This window comes from Erythrobacter sp. EC-HK427 (assembly GCF_902498745.1).
Lineage (GTDB): Bacteria > Pseudomonadota > Alphaproteobacteria > Sphingomonadales > Sphingomonadaceae > Alteraurantiacibacter.
The window spans coordinates 1,869,535-1,885,957 of sequence record NZ_LR701479.1 but is presented as its reverse complement, the minus strand read 5'-3'; the positions used below and the strand labels follow the sequence as shown (position 1 = coordinate 1,885,957).

Here is a 16,423-nt window from a genome sequence, read left to right as displayed (position 1 = left end):
GTCCCCCCTCTGTCTAACCTAGCCAATCTTCAAATCCCGGGCCAAAACCGGGGCCGCCAATTCTGACGGAAAGTATTTTGACCATGAAGCGCACCACTCTTGCCCTTTTTGCCGCGCCGCTCACGCTGGCGCTTGTTGCCTGCAATGGAGACGATGCCACGGGCGAAGTCGCGGCAGGCGAACCCATCGCCGATATCGCGCCGCCCGAAGGCGTGGCGCAGTGGCGCGATGTGGTTTCGGTCAGCGAGTATGATGGTTATGTGCTGGGCAATCCCGATGCGCCGATCAAGGTCGTCGAATATGCCTCGCACACCTGCCCCGCTTGCGCCGCCTTCAACAATGAAGCGGCAGAGGCGCTGAAGACCGAATATGTGAATTCAGGCGTCGTCTCCTTCGAACTGCGCAACATGGTGCTCAACATTTTCGACCTGACTTTGGCGAGCCTTGCCCGCTGCGGGCCGGAAGAAACCTTCCACCCGCGCGCCGATCAGGTGTGGCAGAACCTCGGTGCATTGCAGCCGCAGATCCAGCAGGCGGCTGTCACCTTGCAGGAGCAGGGCGACGTCCCGGACAACCAGCTTTACATCAATATCGCCGATGCTGCCGGCTTCTTCGACTTCTTCGCCGCGCGCGGGCTGGGCCGTGCCGAGGCAGCAGAATGCCTTGCCGATGGTGCAGCGGTGCTGGCTGTGGGTGAACGCTCGCAGCAGCAGGCCGAAGAATTCAACGTGACCGGCACGCCCACCTTCTTCGTCAACGGCACGCGAGTGGACGGCATCAGCTGGGCCGAGGTTGAACCCGTGCTGCAGCGCGCGGGCGCGCGCGACCAGTAAGCGGGGAATCGGGACGAAGGATGGAGTTCCGCAAACTTCGCCTCTCGGGCTTCAAAAGCTTCGTCGAACCTTCCGAATTGCGGATCGAGCCGGGGCTGACAGGTGTTGTCGGCCCCAATGGCTGCGGCAAATCGAACCTGCTGGAAGCCATCCGCTGGGTGATGGGCGAAAACTCGCCCAAGAGCATGCGATCCGGCGGGATGGAAGACGTGATCTTCGCCGGAACCGCAGGCCGCCCGCCGCGCGATTTCGCCGAAGTGGTGCTCTATGCCAAGGACGATGACGGCGAAGACTTGGATGTTATCCGCCGGATCGAGCGCGGCGCAGGCAGCGCCTACCGGCTGAACGGGCGCGATGTGCGCGCGAAAGACATCTCGCTGATCTTCGCCGATGCTGCCACCGGCGCGCATTCGCCCGCTTTGGTGAGCCAGGGCAAGATCGCGCAAGTGATCGCCGCCAAGCCGACCGAGCGGCGCATGATGCTCGAAGAAGCGGCGGGCATTGCGGGCCTCCATGTGCGCCGCCGCGATGCCGAAAGCAAACTGCGCTCGACCGAGAAGAACCTCGAACGGCTGGAAGATCTGATGGCGGGGCTGGATTCGCAAATCCAGTCGCTGCGGCGGCAGGCCAAGCAGGCCGAACGCTACCGCGCCTTGTCTGACCAGATTCGCGTCGCCGAAGCGCGGCTGCTGTTCGCCCGCTGGCGCGATGCGGCAGCGGCGGCAGAGTCCGCGCGGGCCGAGGCAAAGACCGCCGATGCCAAGGTCGCCGAAGCGCAAGAGGCAGCCAAGGCAGCGCAGTCAGCCCAGCACGCGCTCGCCGCAAAGCTCGCCGAATTGCGCGACGAACTCGCCGACCGGCGCGACGATACCAGTGCACACGGGCACCGCATGGCCGCCCTCTCCAGCCAGTTGGAAGCCGCCGAGCAACGGCTGCGCGATCTCGACCGGCAACAGGCGCGGCTGGAGGAAGACAAGTTCGAAGCCGACCGCATGACGCAGGACGCGGCGCAGGCGCTCAAAGACCTCGAAGCGGCACTGGCTGCGGGAGAAAAGGCGCTGGCGGAGGACGAGGCAGCGCGCCCCGCTCTCGAACGGCGGCTGGAGGATGCCGAACGCGCCAGCCGCGCGGCCGAACTCGCGCTGGCCAAGGCGACGGCAGACCACGCAGGGGTCGAAGCCGAATGGCGGGTGGCGCAGTCCGAAATCGCGCAGGCGCAGGCGCGGCTGGAGCGGCTGGAGGGCGAAGCGCGTCGGCTCGCCACGCAGCGCGAGGAGCTCATCGGCGCGCGCGATCCCGCAGAGGATTTGGCCGCAGCTCAGGCAGCGGCAACGCAAGCGACCGCCATGCTCGAATTGCGCCGCAGCGAAAGCGATGCCGACCGTGAGCGCAAGGACGCCGTGATCGCAGCGCGCGACGCGGCGCAGGAAGCCTTTGCCGCCGCCAAGGCCGAACTGGCGGGTGTCGAGCGCGAATTTGCCGCGCTGGAACGCGACCGCGCAGCGCGGGCGAAGCAGCAGGCAAACCGCTCGGGCCGTGCGGTTGCGATTGACCGGGTGCGGGCTGCTCCCGGCTTTGAACGCGCGCTGGCGGCGGCTCTGGGCCGCGATGCCCGCTCGCCCTTGGGCGCAGCCGACGGCGAAGGTCGTTTCTGGACGGGCACCACCCCGCCTCAGCCCGTGGCCGACTCGCTCGCGCATCAGGTCGGTGATTGCCCGGCGGAACTCGCCGCGCGACTGGCTCTGGTGCACGTCGCCGATACCGATGACGGGCGCGCGCTCGCCCCCGGCCACTGGCTCGTCACGCGCGATGGCGCGCTGCGGCGGTGGGACGGTTTTGTCGCGCGCGGCGAAGGCGGGGCGGAAGCCGCACGGCTGGAAGCGGAGAACCGCTTTGCCGAACTCGCCGAACACGTCCCTACCCTGCGCGCCCGCGCTGCCGAGGCCGAGGCCGAAGTGGCCCACGCGCAAAACGCCTATGCGCAAATGCAGCAGGCGCTGATCGAGCGCGACCGCGCGATTGCCGCCGCTATCGAGGCAGAACGCACCGCGCTCCGCCGTGTCGACCAGGCCGAGGCGGCTGTCGAACAAATGGCTGCGCGGCTTGAACAGATCGCGCGTTCATCCGGCGAACTGGCAGACCAGCGCGAGGGCGCGGAACGTGATCTGGCAGCGGCCAAGGCGCGGCTGGCCGACCTGCCCGATCCCCAAGCAGGGCGCGCGGTGCTGGAGGCGGCTCGGGCGAAGAATGAGGCAGCGCGGGAAAGCGCGCAGGCGGCGCAGGCGGGGCTAGCAGCGCATGACCAGTCGCTTGCCGTGCTGCGCGAGCGGGTCGCCACCCAGCGCGCCGACCGCAAGAGCTGGCAGGCCCGCGCAGGTGATGCGGCATCGCGGCTGGCGGGAATGTCCGCCCGGTTTGACGAGATTGCCGAGGAGCGCGCGGTCGTCGCCGCCAAGCCCGAAGGCCTGATGCGCGAGATTGAAAGCGGCGAAGCGGTGCGCGCGCGGCTGGGCGAGGAACTAGCGAAGGCCGAGATGGAGGTGCGCGAGGCCGAGGCGCTGGCGCGCGCGGCGGATAGCGCGCTGGCGGAGCTCAACGAAGCGCTCTCCACCGCCCGCGAAGCGCGCGCCACGCTCGCCGCACGGGCGGAGAACGAGGAGAACCGCCGCGAGGAAATGGCGCGCATTTCGGGCGAGCGCTTCCAGTGCCCGCCCCCGCTGCTGCCGGGCCGCTTTGAATTTGCCGAGGATGCGGTGCGCAATTGGGGCCTCGAAAGCGAAGAGATGGACCGGCTGGTGGCGAGCCGCGAGCGGATCGGCCCGGTGAACCTCGTCGCCGCCGACGAACTTTCGCGGATCGAGGCCGAACACGGCTCCAGCGCGGCCGAACAGGCCGAACTGGCCGAGGCGGTGCACCGGCTGCGCGGGTCTATCGGCAATCTGAACCGTGAAGGCCGCGAGAGGCTGCGCGCTGCATTCGAGGAAGTGGACGGCCATTTCCGCAAGCTCTTCACCCGCCTTTTTGATGGCGGGCAGGCGCATCTGGCGCTGGTCGATTCGGACGATCCGCTGGAAGCAGGGCTGGAGATTTACGCGCAGCCGCCGGGGAAACGTTTGCAGTCCTTGAGTTTGCTGTCTGGGGGTGAACAGGCGCTAACCGCAACCGCGCTTATCTTTGCCCTATTTCTAACCAATCCGGCACCAATTTGCGTGCTGGACGAAGTCGACGCGCCGCTCGACGATGCCAATATCGAACGCTTCTGCGACCTGCTCGACTCCATGGTGCGCGAGACAAACACCCGCTACCTGATCGTCACCCACAACGCCGTCACCATGAGCCGGATGCACCGCCTGTTCGGCGTGACGATGGTGGAGAAAGGCGTGTCGCGCTTGGTGAGCGTGGACTTGGGGCAGGCGGAGGCGCTCGCGGCGGAGTGAGGCACCTTTTCTCACCATTGCTGCTCTTGCTGGCCGGCTGCGGTGCGGCGGAGCAGCCGGAGTGGATCGAGTTGACCGCCGCCTACGGAATTGAAGCGTCATCGCAAGGGGAGAGAGACCAACTGCTTCGCGTCTTCGAGCGCGTTGCGGAGACCGAAGGTCACCACATGGACGCTGCCACCGGACAGGAACTTGCATTGCAAGCGGACGTGTATGAGCAATCGATCAAGGCGTGCATTTGGGTTGGTGAAGACGACGAAGAAATGCTCGCCTGCGCGCAGGATTTTGAAGAGCGACTTGGTCTTGTGTTTGTAACTTTCTATCGCGGAACCGAGCCGCAACGGAATCAGGCCTTTCGCCGCAGACTGCTCGACGAGTTGCAGACTGAATTTGGGCAACTGCCCAGCATTCCGCAAATGCCCAATGGGGCGTTGCCGCTTGCAGAAGACCTGATACTCGAAGACGGAAACTATGCGGTGAGCGAAGAAAACAGCCAGAAGTATGAGGCGCGTTCGGAAGGAACGAACACCTCGCCCTAATCCAAAACCGCCCTAGGCCCCGGCCCCCTCAGCCCCAGCTTGTCGTCCTTGTTGTACAGCCGGCACTTCTCCAGGCTCAAACAGCCGCAGCCGATGCACTGGTCGAGCTGGTTGCGGGTGCGGGTGAGGAGTTTGATTTTGTTGTCGATCTCGTGCCGCATCGCGCGGCTGATCTTTTGCCAGTCGGCCAGCGTCGGGTTGCGGCCTTGCGGCAGGCGGGAGAGGTGATCCTCGATCTCGGCGAGGCCCAGCCCCAGCTTCTGGGCAATCAGGATAAAGCTCACCCGGCGAATATCGCCGCGCAGGAAGCGCCGCTGGTTGCCGCTGGTGCGGATCGGATCGAGCAGGCCCTTGTCTTCATAGAAGCGCAGCGCCGAAACGGCGACGCCGGTGCGCTTGGCGAGATCGCCGATCGTGATGAACTTCGTTTGCATCGCGCCTGCCCTAGCGAAAAATCTTCAACAAAAGCTTGACCTCACCTTAACTTGAGGTTGCATGAGTGTGCAAGTCGCGATTCACGGCGGCGCAGATAGGCGCACCTGTAGTGAATATTATCAACGCTTTATACAAAGGACTTGCCATGCAAAATCACCCCGCAACCGCCGGATTCATCGAACACGTGAACCTCACCGTCAGCCAACTCGACCGTTCGATTCGGCTGTTTGAAGACCTGCTGGGCTGGCACTTGCGCCTTCGCGCGCCGCACGGAGAGAGCGGCGAATTTGCCCATGTGGGGAGCGAGACGAGCTATCTCGCGCTGTGGTCTGACGGCGCGGATCACGCTGGCCAGAGCAAGGGCAAGCCGATGAACCATGTCGGCTTGCAGGTCGCCGATCTCGACGCGGCGGATGCGGTGGTGCAGCGCCACGGGCTCGAAACCTTCAGCCACGGCACCTACGAACCCGGCCCGCGCAGCTTCTATTTCTTTGACTGGGACGGGATCGAATTTGAAGTGGTCAGCTATTCCTGATCATTTTCAAAGCGATCAGAAGCTTTCCTCATACACGCGCGAAATGTCACCGCCCCATTCGCCGTGATATTTGTCGAGCAGCAATTGCGCGGGCACTTTGCCGCTCTCGACAATCTCGCGCAACGGGCTGAGGAAGCCGCTTTCATTGTCGCCCATCGAATTGAGCGCGGCGCGCGCGACGAGGCCCTGGTGCGCGATGTCGAGCACTTCGCGGGCCAGATCTCGGAGCGTGCGCCCGCCCGGAATGGCGGCGGCAAGGCCTTGCGCGGGCACGGCGTTGCGCAGCGCCTCGCGCTCTTCCATCGACCAATGCTCGACCAGCGCCCACGCCGCATCGAGCGCGCCCTGATCGTAGAGCAAGCCCACCCAGAAGGCGGGCAGCGCGCAGATGCGATTCCAGGGGCCACCATCGGCGCCGCGCATTTCGAGGAAACTTTTCAACCGCACTTCGGGGAAGGCAGTGGAAAGGTGATCCCACCAATCACTGGCCGTCGGCAATTCGCCCGGCAGCGCGGGGAGTTCGCCCCGCATAAAGTCGCGGAAGCTCTGCCCGGCAGCGTCGATATAGGTGCCGTCACGATAGACAAAGTACATCGGCACATCGAGCATATAGTCGACATAGCGTTCATAGCCGAAGCCGTCCTCGAACACGAAAGGCAGCATCCCGGTGCGCTGCGGATCGGTGTCCGACCAGATGTGGCTGCGATAGGAAAGGAAGCCGTTGGGCTTACCCTCGGTAAAGGGCGAGTTGGCGAAGAGGGCGGTGGCGAGCGGTTGCAGCGCCAGGCCGGTGCGGAATTTCTTCACCATATCCGTTTCTGACGAGTAATCCAGATTAACCTGAATGGTACAGGTGCGCAGCATCATGTCGAGCCCGAGGCTGCCCACGCGCGGCATATGGCGCATCATGATGGCATAACGCTGCTTGGGCATCACCGGCAGCTCTGCGCGGGTCTTGTCGGGCCACATTCCGAGGCCAAGAAAGCCGACCTCGCACGCCTCGCCCACTTGTTTAACCTGCATCAGATGGCGGCCGGTTTCGGCGCAGGTCTGGTGCAGCGTTTCCAATGGCGCGCCCGACAGTTCCAGTTGGCCTGCCGGTTCCAGACTGATCGTCCCGTCGCTGCCCGACATGGCGATGGCGTTCACGCTGCCATCCGGCCCCGCTTCCTCCACCGGCTCCCAGCCAAATTCGCGCATGGCCATCAGGATGTCGCGGATACCCCCCGGCTCGCCATAGGACGGCGCGTGATAATCGGAGGTCTTGTAAACCAGCTTTTCGTGCTCGGTGCCGATGCGCCATTGCGCCTTGGGCTTCTCGCCCTTCGCCATCGGCGCAATCAGTTGATCGCGGCTTTCGATCCGCGGTTCCTCGCCTTCGCTGGCTTTGCGCGTGCTCATACCTGCTCCCTCAAATCGCGGCGTGTGTAGCCGACCCGTAGCAAATCGCCACCTGCTTTTTCGTCGGGTGCAACCGGCCTATGGTGACTGCCGCCAATCGCCGGCAATGCCCATCCACAGCGAAAGCGCGGCAATCGCGGCGGTTTCCCCGCGCAGTATTCGCGGGCCGAGGCTGACGGGTTTCGCCATCGGATGCGCGCGGATGGCCGCCCGCTCGGCATCGTCAAAGCCGCCTTCGGGGCCGATCAGGATGGCGGCAGGGGTGCCGTGCGCGGCAAAGGCATGGCCCGCAGGCTCTCCCCCCAGTTCATCGGCGAAGAACAGCGCGCGGCTTTCCGGCCAATCGCGCAGCAGCACCTCCAGCTTCGTCACTTCGCCCAGTTCGGGCAGCGCGGTGCGCGCGCATTGCTCGGCCGCCTCGGTGACGATCATCCGCGCGCGATCGGGGTTGAGCTTGTCCGCCACGCAGCGGCGCGTCAGTACCGGCTGGATGCGGGCGACGCCCAGCTCCGTGGCCTTTTCCAGCACCAGATCGAAGCGGTCTTTCTTGAGCAGTGCGGGGCAGAGCACCAGATCGGGCACCGCCTCGCGCGGGCGCAAGCGATCCTTCACCGCCAGCGCGACCTCGCGCTTGCCCGCGGCGATCACTTCGCTTGTCCATTCGCCGGTTTGGTCGTCGCACAGGATAACCGCATCCCCTTCCCCCACGCGCATAACGCGGGCGAGGTAATGCGCTTTCGGAGCATCCAGAGTGATCTGCACGCCCTCGCCCAGCGGCTGTTCAACAAACAGGCGCGGGGCGGATCGTGGCGGCCAGGCGGGGGTAGCGGGCATGGCTATGCACTTGGGGCAAGCGGCGCTAACAGGCAAGCCGTGACAAGCGAAACCATCACGCCCGACACCGAGCATCGCAGCCTTGCCGAGCGCCTGCCGCAGCCCCTGCGCGACTATGCGCTGCTGGGGCGGTTTGACCGGCCCATCGGCTGGTGGCTGCTGTTCTGGCCCTGTGCGTGGAGCGTGTGGCTGACCGGTGCGGGCGCGCAATGGGCGCTGGTTGCGTGGCTGCTGCTCGGCGCGATTGCCATGCGCGCGGCGGGCTGCGTGTATAACGATATCGTCGATGCCGATCTGGACAAGCAAGTCGCGCGCACCGCGCTGCGCCCGATTGCCAGCGGGCGGGTGAGCAAACGCGCGGCGTGGGTGTGGCTCATCGGCCTGTGCCTCATCGGCCTTGTCGTGCTGCTGCAATTGCGGCTGGAGGCGCAATTGGTGGCGCTGGGCAGCCTCGCCATGGTCGCTGCCTATCCGTTTATGAAGCGCATTACCTGGTGGCCGCAGGCATGGCTGGGGCTGGTGTTCAACTGGGGCGCACTGGTCGGCTGGATGGCCCTGCGCGACGACAATCTGGCGGTGATGCTGGCGCTGTATGGCGGCGCGGTGTTCTGGACGATCGGCTATGACACGATCTACGCGCTGCAAGACCGCGAGGATGATGCGCTGGTCGGCATCAAAAGCTCGGCCCTGCGGCTGGGCGGGCGGGTGCAGGGCGGAGTCGCGCTGTTCTATGCGCTGGCTGTGGGTCTGTGGGCGCTCGCCTTCTGGTGGCTGCGGAGCGATCCGGTAGCATTGCTCGCGCTGGCGCCGGTCGCGCTGCATCTGGCGTGGCAAGTCATCACGCTCGATCCGGCAGACCCAGACAATCCCCTCGCCCGCTTCCGCTCGAACCGCTGGGCGGGCGCGCTGATGGCGACGGCGTGTTTCGTCGCGGGGAATGCGGGGGCGTAACGCGGCGAAGCCTCAGCAATGTCGTCTCGCGCAGAGATCGCAGAGACCGCAGAGAGGTGATTGCGACTGCCTCTGCGCTCTCCGCGATCTCTGCGCGAAATGCTTAAGGTGCTTAAGGGCGCCTCCGGCGCGGGGTCACTCCGCCGCTTGCGGTTCCAGCCGGCCTTGCCCTTTGCGCGGGTTCGCCCAGCGCAGCAGCTTGGCCAGCCGGGCGGTCAGGAGCCCGTGTTCCTGCATCCAGTCGTAATATTCGCGGTATTTCGGGTCTTCGGCGAGCAAATGCGCCTCTTCGGTGCGGGCGCGCCAGTAATAGATGGCGCTGACCAAGGCGATAAAAACCGTGTTGCGGATCATATCGACATAGGAATCGCTGGTGACGAGGAAAGGCATGGTGGAGCACCACCAGAACAGGTTTTTCGAGACATAGGCCGGGTGCCGGGTGAAGCGGTACGGTCCGCTCGTAATCACCCCGCGATAGGTGAGGTTGGAAAAGCGGATGCCGAAGGCCACCGTCGCCCACGCATAGATGCCGGTGAGGAACACCAGCCACGCCGCCCAGATCCACAGCAGCACCGGATAATCGGCAAACCAGTACGCCCAGTCCGCCGTGTTCACGTCATATTTAATGATATTGCCGAGCAGACCCCAGGCGAGCGGCGGATAACAGGCCAGCGCCGCGATCCAGCCGCCAAGAAACGGGTTGCCGCTGCGGATATGCGCGTCGAGCGGGCGGAAGGTCAGCAGGTACCCTACCGTGCCGATCTGCACATCGATCACGAACAATATCTCGAACAGGAACACGCCGAGCAGCACCGGATTGGCCCACAGCTCCGAGGTCTGCGTCTCCACCACGGTCTGGAAGCCGATGGGGATGATCGAGATCATGAAGGCAGTGAAGAAGCCCTTGATGATCCAGCTGCGCCAGTGATGCTTCACTTCCTCGAAATCATAGGCATCGCGCCCGATCAGCATCGCCCCGAAATGCCATGTGTGGTCGCGCGGGTTTTTCAGCACGCGGTCTGTCCACAGCACATAGGGGACGCTGAGGATCACCAGCGGCACCACCGCCGCGCCGAGCACCTGCATGGCGAAGAGATACTGCCCTTCCCAATACCAGCGGCCAAGGCAGTAGAGCCCGCCGATGATGAACCATGTCGCCCACAGGCCCGCCAGCTTGGTGATGGAGATGTCGATCACCGCGTCAAGCTTGCGCGGGTTGTCCCAATCGATGCCGGTGCTGGGGTTGCGGTGCACCTTGTCGACGAAGACCGACCACGCCGCCATCGCGCCGCCGGTCAACACCATGCACAGCATCGCCGAATAGGGGCCGGAGAGCGGGCCGCGATCGACTGGATAGCCGAACGCCGCCGAAATCTCCGGGAACGACCGGGCAAACAGGATATAGCCGATCAGGACGGCGAGGCCGACCAGCCCGACCATGGGCGATACATCGCTGGCCGGGGGCCGCGAAGGGGTGGGCGAAGGCGCGCTCATTACCCGCCCGCTCTAGCGCGGAACGGTTAAAACCTGCGTAACGGCAAAACGCCGCGTCCCGTCGCGGGACGGCCGATTGCGGAAGCGTTACCGCCAGGCGGTGATGCGGCCGCTATCGTCGAGGATATACAGCGTGTTGTCCGCCACCACGGGGGGCAGCGAGACACCGGCATCAAGCTCGGTAAAGTCCGCCGCCGTGCCGGTCATCACATCGACCGAACGCACCACGCCGCGCGAGCTGGCAATCCACAGGCGGTTGCTGGCAAGCACCGGCCCCGTCCAGAAAATCGGCCCTTCGCGGTCTTCGACATCGCGCCACTGGTCAAGCTGCGTCATCCAGCGGATGCGGCCCGTATTGCGCTGGATCGCCAGCAGGCGCGAATCGTCGGTCAGGGTGAACACCCATTCGCCGGAAATGGTGGGGGTCGAAATCCCCGCCAGCGTCAGTTCCCAGATGCGTTGGCCGGTGAGCAGTTCATAAGCGGCCATGCGCCCGCCCTGCCCCAGCGCGTAAACGCGGCCCTGGTCGATAATCGGATCGGCATCGACATCGGTCAGCGTGCCCACGGATGTGCTGATCGAGGTGCGCGAAAGCGCGTCCGACCACAATTCGCGGCCGTTCTCGTACCGGTAGGCAACCAGTTCGCCGCTCGAAAAACCTGCCAGCAGCGTGCCTTGGCCAGCCGCCGGAGCGGCCACGCCGAACACGCCCTGCTGGCCGATGGCCGCCGCCTTTTGCCAGACCACAGCCCCGTCATCGGCATTGAGCGCGATTATCTGATTGTTCTGGGTCATCACGAATACCGAGTTGAACGCAACAGTCGGTGATCCGCGCAGCGGGCCTGCGGGCTTGACCCGCCAGATTTGCTCGCCCGTGGCAGCGTTCAGCGCCACCACATCGCCCACGCCATTGGTGGCATAAATCCTGCCTCCGGCATAGCTCGCGCCGCCACCAAAGGTTGCGTCCTGCAAGTCGCCCGTAACTTCAATTTCATGGCGCCAGCGCACCGCGCCGGTCTGCGCATCGAACGCGTGCACCGTCGCGCCGGTATCCACCGCGAAAACCATCCCGTCGGCCACTACCGGAGCGGCGGCGAGGCGGCGGGTATTGGTCGTGCCCGCAATCGAAGCCGTCCACGCGCGGACAGGGGCTGCCGAAAGCGTGCGGTGGCCCGACACCTTGGCCGCATTGCCGCCCGCCTGCTCCCAATTGGGATTGTTCTGCGCCGGAGGCACCACCACGGCGACATTTGCCAGCTCTGGATCGGCGACGATTTCGGTCGCGATGCGCGAAAGGATCGGCTGGCGGTTGCCCAGCGTAGGGGTTTCCGGATCGTCACTCCCGCCGCCGCCAAGGCCCAGCGTGCTGCACGCCGCGAGCGCGCTGCACGATGCGAGCACCAGCGCGGCGCGCCAGGTGCGGAAAGGGGCGGGAATGATCAATTTCGTCATGCTGTTTCCGTATTTCTATTCGACCAGTTCGACGGCCGGTTCACCGCGTGTAGGCTCTGCGCCTCCGGTAATTTCATCAAGCGCCGCATCGACATCCTCGATAGCATCAAAGCCGATCAGGCCTGCAAGCTGCCGCGTGCGGGCGCGCAGCGATTCGGGAACGTCCTCGTTCTGCGCGATGGCAACGAGCAGCGGCCCTGCCTGATCGCGCTTGTCCTGCGCCAGATAGGCGTGCGCGACGAGTTCGCCCGCGCTGCCAAAATAGGGATTGCTCGCCTGCGCCATCGGCCCCAGCCGGTCGATCACTTGCTGCGGATCGAGATTGTCCCAATTTGCCGTGACCGAGCGGATGGCTGCGATATCGCGCACCTCGGCGGGCAGATCGGCATTGTTCGCCACACGGTCAAACAATTCCACCGCCAGCTCGGTATTGCCGTTCTGAATGGCGATACCAGCGCGCGTCAGCGCTGCCATCGCCGCATGGCCGTCCGTCCCTTCGGACAGCGCGGTAAGATCGGCATCGGCTTGGTCAAGATTGCCCGCTTCCAGCTCGTCAATCGCCAGCACCAGCTCTTCCGACTTGGCTTCCAGCGCCGCTTCGCTGCGCGATTGCCAGATCAGGTAGGCCCCAAAGGCCAGCAGGCCTGCCAGCAGCACGCCGCCAATAGCAAAGCCGTATTTCTTGGCGAACGTGGTCGCCTGATCCTGACGGACAGCTTCATCCACCTCGCGCATGAGCATTTCCTGCTCGGCATCAGGGCGCGGAGCGGGGGCGGGAGCGGGGATAGGTTCTTTGGCCAAGGGTCTGGTTCTAGCGTTTTGTGGACGATCGGGCTGCGCTGTTAGGCGGTAACGGGGCGCATTTCAATCGAAGAGGCAAGACTGTCCACCCGGCGCTGAATGCGCGATGAAGGCTAGTCACCGTCACCGGCATCATCGGACGCGGCGGGCTTGGCGTATTTCTCCATCAGACCCCAATACAGCGCCTTGTACCGCTCGATCATTTTGCCTTCGTCATATTCGGCGCGCGCCTTCTGGCGATTGGCCTGCCCGATGCGTTTGCGCTCGGCAGGTTTGCCCGCCAGATCGACCAGCGCCGCAGTCAGCGCCGCGCCGTCGCCTGCATCGACCAGCAGCGGCCCGTTCTCGCTGGCGACCATCCGCCCGATGTCGCCCACGCGCGGCGCGACCACCGGCAGCCCCGCCGCCATCGCCTCCACCACCGAAATGGGGAATTGCTCGGACTGGCTGGATAGCGCGAAGATATCGAAATGGCCGATCAACTTCTGCGGTTCGGCGACAAAGCCGGGCAGATGCACGCGGTCTTCGACGCCCAGCCGCTCGGCCTCGGCGAGCAGCGCATCGCGCTCCGGCCCCTCGCCCGCGATCACCAGCTGCCATTCGGGCGGCAGGTACGGCATCGCCCGCACCAGCAGTTCGAGCTGTTTGACGGGCCGCAAGCCGGCGAGCGAGCCGAGCCAAAATTCGCCCTTGCGCTTCAGCAGCTTGGGCAGAATGTCGCGCTTGGGCGGCGCGGCATAGGCGCGGGTGTCGATCCCGTTGGCGATCCGCCGCACGCGCGTGCGCGGCTGATCCCACACGGTAAGCGCGATGTCCTCCAGCGTGGCCGACGGCACCACCATCGCCGCCGTCCGGCCCAGCGCGATGCGGCGATACCAGTTGCGGCGCTTTTTCAGCCGCTTGGCCTCGTCCTCGTTGAACCCGTCTTCGTGGTGCACCAGCGGCGGCAGCTTGAAGCTGTCGGCAAAAATCGTGTGCGCCATTACCGCGTCGATCGCGCCCCAATTGTAGGTGCAGATAAGGTCGTAACCCGCCATCGCCTTCGCCAGCTTGGCCAGACGGCCTGGCGTCGGCGTGCCCGATAGCGGCGGGAATTTGGGCCAGCGCACGGAATTGCTCCGCCCGATCAACTGCGCCGCGCCGCGCTTTTCCAGATCACCCGACACAATAGCATGCTCCGCCGCCTTGCCCCAGGCATTGATCAGGCGGACATTGCGTACTTCCTTCCCACCTGCATCGAAGGTCGAGTGCAGATGCAGGATGCGGGGACGATCGGCCTTGCGGCTCATGCGATTTTCTCCAGCAAAGCAGCGATGGCCGCTTGCGCCACAGGTTCTTCCAGCGTCGGCACATGGCCGACGCGCGGCACGGTGACGCCAACAAATTGCGGCAATTCCTGCGCCATCTTGGCAAAGGTCTCTGGCGAGAGAATGTCCGACAATTCGCCGCGCAGCCCCAACACCGGAATGTCACCCAGCGCGCGCAGCAGCGGCCACATATCGGCAGGCTCTTCGCCCACAGGCGCGAATTGTTCGGCGATCTTCATGTCATAATCGAAACTGATGCGCCCGCTATTGCTCACCACCATTAGTCGCTTGGCGAAGGTCAGCCAGTCATGGACGCCGAAATCGGGATAGATATGCGCGCTCGTCTCCTGCATCGCGCGCGCCGCGTGCATCCAGGTGGGGAAGCTGCGCCCGTAACCGACATGGTCGCGGATTTTCGCCAGCCCCTCCTCCTCGACCACCGGGCCGATATCGTTGAGGATCGCGGCGACAAAGCGACCGGGATGCAGACGCGCCATCAGCATGGTGATGATTCCGCCCAGCGAGGTGCCGAAGGCGACCACCTTTTCGAGCTTCAGATAATCCAGCAGCGCCACGATATCGGCAACATAGGTGGACGTCACATAGGTTGCGGGGTCTTTGGCATAATCGCTTTCGCCCCGCCCTCGCAGCTCCACTACGATCACCCGCCACTCGCCCGCAATGGCATCGGCCACCGGCTCGAAATCGCGCGCATTGCGGGTGAGGCCGGGAATGCACAGGATCGGTGGGCGGCCATCGTCTTTGGCATCACGCCCGGCATAGTCGCGGTAATGCAGCGTCAGCTCGTCGCTGCTTTGCCAAGTGCCGTCGGTATAGGCCTTGTCGCCCAATGCTTGTTCCCCGCGAAATGAAGGCCGCGCTTGGCAAGCGGGGCTGTGCGCGGCACTAATGCCGCCATGCGCGCCGAACCGCAACACTCGCCCTATCGCCCCGATCCGGAAATCACGCAAATAGCGGGATTTATCGGCGATACCGTGCAAGCGGCGGCGTTTCCGGCCCACGAATTGCGTTTCCGCAACCGCCGTTGGGACGCAGCCGTGGGGTTGGATGACCTCACTGATGCGGAATGGACGGCGCATTTCGGGCGGTTCGAAGCCCTGCCCGACAATCTCCCCGCCCCGCTCGCGCTGCGCTATCACGGGCACCAGTTCCAGGTGTATAATCCCGAGATCGGCGACGGGCGCGGGTTTCTGTTTGCGCAAATGCGCGATGGCGCGGGTCGTCTGCTCGATTTGGGCACCAAGGGCAGCGGGACGACGCCTTACAGCCGTGCAGGCGACGGGCGGCTGACGCTGAAAGGCGCGGTGCGGGAAATTCTCGCCACCGAAATGCTCGAAGCCTTGGGGGTCAACACCTCGAAGACCTTCTCGGTTGTCGAGACGGGCGAGGAATTGTGGCGCAATGACGAGCCCTCGCCCACCCGGTCGGCGGTGCAGGTGCGGCTGAGCCACGGGCATATCCGCGTGGGCACATTCCAGCGGCTGATGGCGCTGGAGGAGCACTCGGCACTGGCCAAGCTGGTCGATTATTGTCTGGCAACCTATCCGGGGCCGGAAGCGCCTGCGGATGCGCCGGGGCGGGAGGAACCCGCCATCCGGCTGATGCACCAGGTGACCGAACGGCTCGCCGATCTCGCCGCCAGCTACATGGTTGCGGGCTTCGTCCATGGCGTGCTCAACACCGACAATATGAACATTTCGGGCGAGAGTTTCGATTACGGGCCGTGGCGCTGGCTGCCGCAATGGGACCCCGGTTTCACCGCTGCCTATTTCGACCATGGCGGGCTGTATGCCTTTGGCCGCCAGCCCGAAGCGATCCGCTGGAACCTCGCGCAATTCGCCATTGCTTTGCGCCCGCTCGCCGAATCGGCACCGCTGATCGCCGCGCTCGACCGGTTCGCACCGCTCTATGGCGCAGCGATGATGCGGCGCTTTTGCTGGCGGCTGGGGGTGGAGCAGCAGGGGCCGGAGAAAGACGCCGCGCTGGTCGAAGCGGCCGAGACAGTAATGACGCAAGCGAAGATCGGGCCGGACGCTTTCTTCCACCGCCATCGCGGCGGGCGCGGGGCCGATGGTGTGCTGGCTGAGGCGCTGGAAGGCTATCGCGCTACCGAGCAAGCGGATGATTACTGGCGCGACGCTCCGCCCGAATCGCTGTTGATCGACGAGGTCGAAACACTGTGGAGCGCGATTGCCGAACGCGATGACTGGCAGCCGCTGCACGACAAGGTCGCCGCCATCCGCGCGCTCGGAAACGCGCTGGGTGAACCGCCCACGCCCGCCGGACATACGCGCGATTAGCGAGCAGACTTAACCCCGTTTTCATTTTACATATCAGTCTGCCCTTTGCGCCTTCGCAATAAGATCGTTAGTGAACGCAACCA

At 64.8% G+C, this 16,423-nt stretch carries 14 protein-coding genes; 6 read left to right on the top strand and 8 right to left on the bottom strand.

Going from position 1 to position 16,423, the window contains the following annotated elements:
* The first annotated feature begins 83 nt into the window (after nt 1–83).
* Genes GC121_RS09260 through GC121_RS09250 form a run of 3 tightly spaced genes read left to right on the top strand, consistent with a single transcriptional unit; the run spans nt 84 to nt 4,809 of the window.
* Nucleotides 84–833, top strand: coding sequence for a thioredoxin domain-containing protein (locus GC121_RS09260; RefSeq protein ID WP_234421180.1), 750 nt, complete (start codon nt 84–86; stop codon nt 831–833).
* 20 nt (nt 834–853) lie between these two features.
* Nucleotides 854–4,270, top strand: a complete 3,417-nt coding sequence (locus GC121_RS09255; RefSeq protein ID WP_151974009.1) for a chromosome segregation SMC family protein — start codon at nt 854–856, stop codon at nt 4,268–4,270.
* 17 nt (nt 4,271–4,287) lie between these two features.
* A complete protein-coding gene (locus tag GC121_RS09250; protein ID WP_151974008.1) occupies nt 4,288–4,809 on the top strand; it encodes a hypothetical protein in 522 nt (173 codons plus the stop codon).
* On the opposite strand, the gene soxR is transcribed toward GC121_RS09250, so the two are convergent.
* Nucleotides 4,806–5,243 (bottom strand): redox-sensitive transcriptional activator SoxR, encoded by a 438-nt coding sequence (gene soxR / locus GC121_RS09245; protein WP_151974007.1) that lies wholly within the window; start codon nt 5,241–5,243, stop codon nt 4,806–4,808. The two genes, GC121_RS09250 and soxR, sit on opposite strands and share 4 nt — an antisense overlap.
* 146 nt (nt 5,244–5,389) lie before the next feature.
* Between soxR and GC121_RS09240 the strand changes: the two genes are divergently transcribed.
* Nucleotides 5,390–5,779 (top strand): VOC family protein, encoded by a 390-nt coding sequence (locus GC121_RS09240; RefSeq protein WP_151974006.1) that lies wholly within the window; start codon nt 5,390–5,392, stop codon nt 5,777–5,779.
* Between the two features lie 15 nt (nt 5,780–5,794).
* Here GC121_RS09240 and GC121_RS09235 read toward each other — a convergent pair whose 3' ends face one another.
* Nucleotides 5,795–7,180: a glutamate--cysteine ligase gene (locus GC121_RS09235; RefSeq protein WP_151974005.1), complete on the bottom strand. Its 1,386-nt coding sequence runs from the start codon at nt 7,178–7,180 to the stop codon at nt 5,795–5,797.
* A gap of 78 nt (nt 7,181–7,258) precedes the next feature.
* A complete protein-coding gene (locus tag GC121_RS09230) occupies nt 7,259–8,014 on the bottom strand; it encodes a 16S rRNA (uracil(1498)-N(3))-methyltransferase (RefSeq protein ID WP_151974004.1) in 756 nt (251 codons plus the stop codon).
* A gap of 39 nt (nt 8,015–8,053) precedes the next feature.
* Between GC121_RS09230 and ubiA the strand changes: the two genes are divergently transcribed.
* A complete protein-coding gene (gene ubiA / locus GC121_RS09225; protein ID WP_234421178.1) occupies nt 8,054–8,965 on the top strand; it encodes a 4-hydroxybenzoate octaprenyltransferase in 912 nt (303 codons plus the stop codon).
* A 135-nt stretch (nt 8,966–9,100) separates the two neighbouring features.
* On the opposite strand, the gene GC121_RS09220 is transcribed toward ubiA, so the two are convergent.
* From GC121_RS09220 to GC121_RS09200, 5 genes are all read right to left on the bottom strand, one after another.
* Nucleotides 9,101–10,459 (bottom strand): isoprenylcysteine carboxylmethyltransferase family protein, encoded by a 1,359-nt coding sequence (locus tag GC121_RS09220; RefSeq protein ID WP_151974002.1) that lies wholly within the window; start codon nt 10,457–10,459, stop codon nt 9,101–9,103.
* Between the two features lie 87 nt (nt 10,460–10,546).
* Entirely contained in the window at nt 10,547–11,911 is a 1,365-nt protein-coding gene (locus tag GC121_RS09215) for a PQQ-binding-like beta-propeller repeat protein (protein WP_151974001.1), read from the bottom strand.
* Between the two features lie 15 nt (nt 11,912–11,926).
* Nucleotides 11,927–12,712: a tetratricopeptide repeat protein gene (locus GC121_RS09210; protein WP_151974000.1), complete on the bottom strand. Its 786-nt coding sequence runs from the start codon at nt 12,710–12,712 to the stop codon at nt 11,927–11,929.
* A gap of 113 nt (nt 12,713–12,825) precedes the next feature.
* On the bottom strand, nt 12,826–14,001 hold the full coding sequence (locus tag GC121_RS09205) for a glycosyltransferase family 4 protein (RefSeq protein WP_151973999.1): 1,176 nt from the start codon (nt 13,999–14,001) through the stop codon (nt 12,826–12,828).
* Nucleotides 13,998–14,870 carry an alpha/beta fold hydrolase gene (locus GC121_RS09200; protein WP_151973998.1) on the bottom strand — a complete coding sequence of 291 codons (873 nt, stop codon included), beginning with the start codon at nt 14,868–14,870 and terminating at the stop codon, nt 13,998–14,000. The genes GC121_RS09205 and GC121_RS09200 overlap by 4 nt, the downstream gene beginning before the upstream one ends.
* A 66-nt stretch (nt 14,871–14,936) precedes the next feature.
* On the opposite strand from GC121_RS09200, the gene GC121_RS09195 reads away from it, so the two are divergent.
* Nucleotides 14,937–16,340 carry a protein adenylyltransferase SelO family protein gene (locus GC121_RS09195; RefSeq protein WP_151973997.1) on the top strand — a complete coding sequence of 468 codons (1,404 nt, stop codon included), beginning with the start codon at nt 14,937–14,939 and terminating at the stop codon, nt 16,338–16,340.
* The last annotated feature ends 83 nt before the right edge of the window (nt 16,341–16,423 follow it).

Bases quoted from the DNA above. Each gene is read 5' to 3' on its own strand.
- GC121_RS09235 (WP_151974005.1), bottom strand. From the start codon at position 7,180: ATGAGCACGCGCAAAGCCAGCGAAGGCGAGGAACCGCGGATCGAAAGC.
- GC121_RS09240 (WP_151974006.1), top strand. From the start codon at position 5,390: ATGCAAAATCACCCCGCAACCGCCGGATTCATCGAACACGTGAACCTC.
- GC121_RS09255 (WP_151974009.1), top strand. From the start codon at position 854: ATGGAGTTCCGCAAACTTCGCCTCTCGGGCTTCAAAAGCTTCGTCGAA.
- GC121_RS09230 (WP_151974004.1), bottom strand. From the start codon at position 8,014: ATGCCCGCTACCCCCGCCTGGCCGCCACGATCCGCCCCGCGCCTGTTT.
- GC121_RS09220 (WP_151974002.1), bottom strand. From the start codon at position 10,459: ATGAGCGCGCCTTCGCCCACCCCTTCGCGGCCCCCGGCCAGCGATGTA.
- GC121_RS09215 (WP_151974001.1), bottom strand. From the start codon at position 11,911: ATGACGAAATTGATCATTCCCGCCCCTTTCCGCACCTGGCGCGCCGCG.
- soxR (WP_151974007.1), bottom strand. From the start codon at position 5,243: ATGCAAACGAAGTTCATCACGATCGGCGATCTCGCCAAGCGCACCGGC.
- GC121_RS09260 (WP_234421180.1), top strand. From the start codon at position 84: ATGAAGCGCACCACTCTTGCCCTTTTTGCCGCGCCGCTCACGCTGGCG.
- GC121_RS09205 (WP_151973999.1), bottom strand. From the start codon at position 14,001: ATGAGCCGCAAGGCCGATCGTCCCCGCATCCTGCATCTGCACTCGACC.
- GC121_RS09195 (WP_151973997.1), top strand. From the start codon at position 14,937: ATGCGCGCCGAACCGCAACACTCGCCCTATCGCCCCGATCCGGAAATC.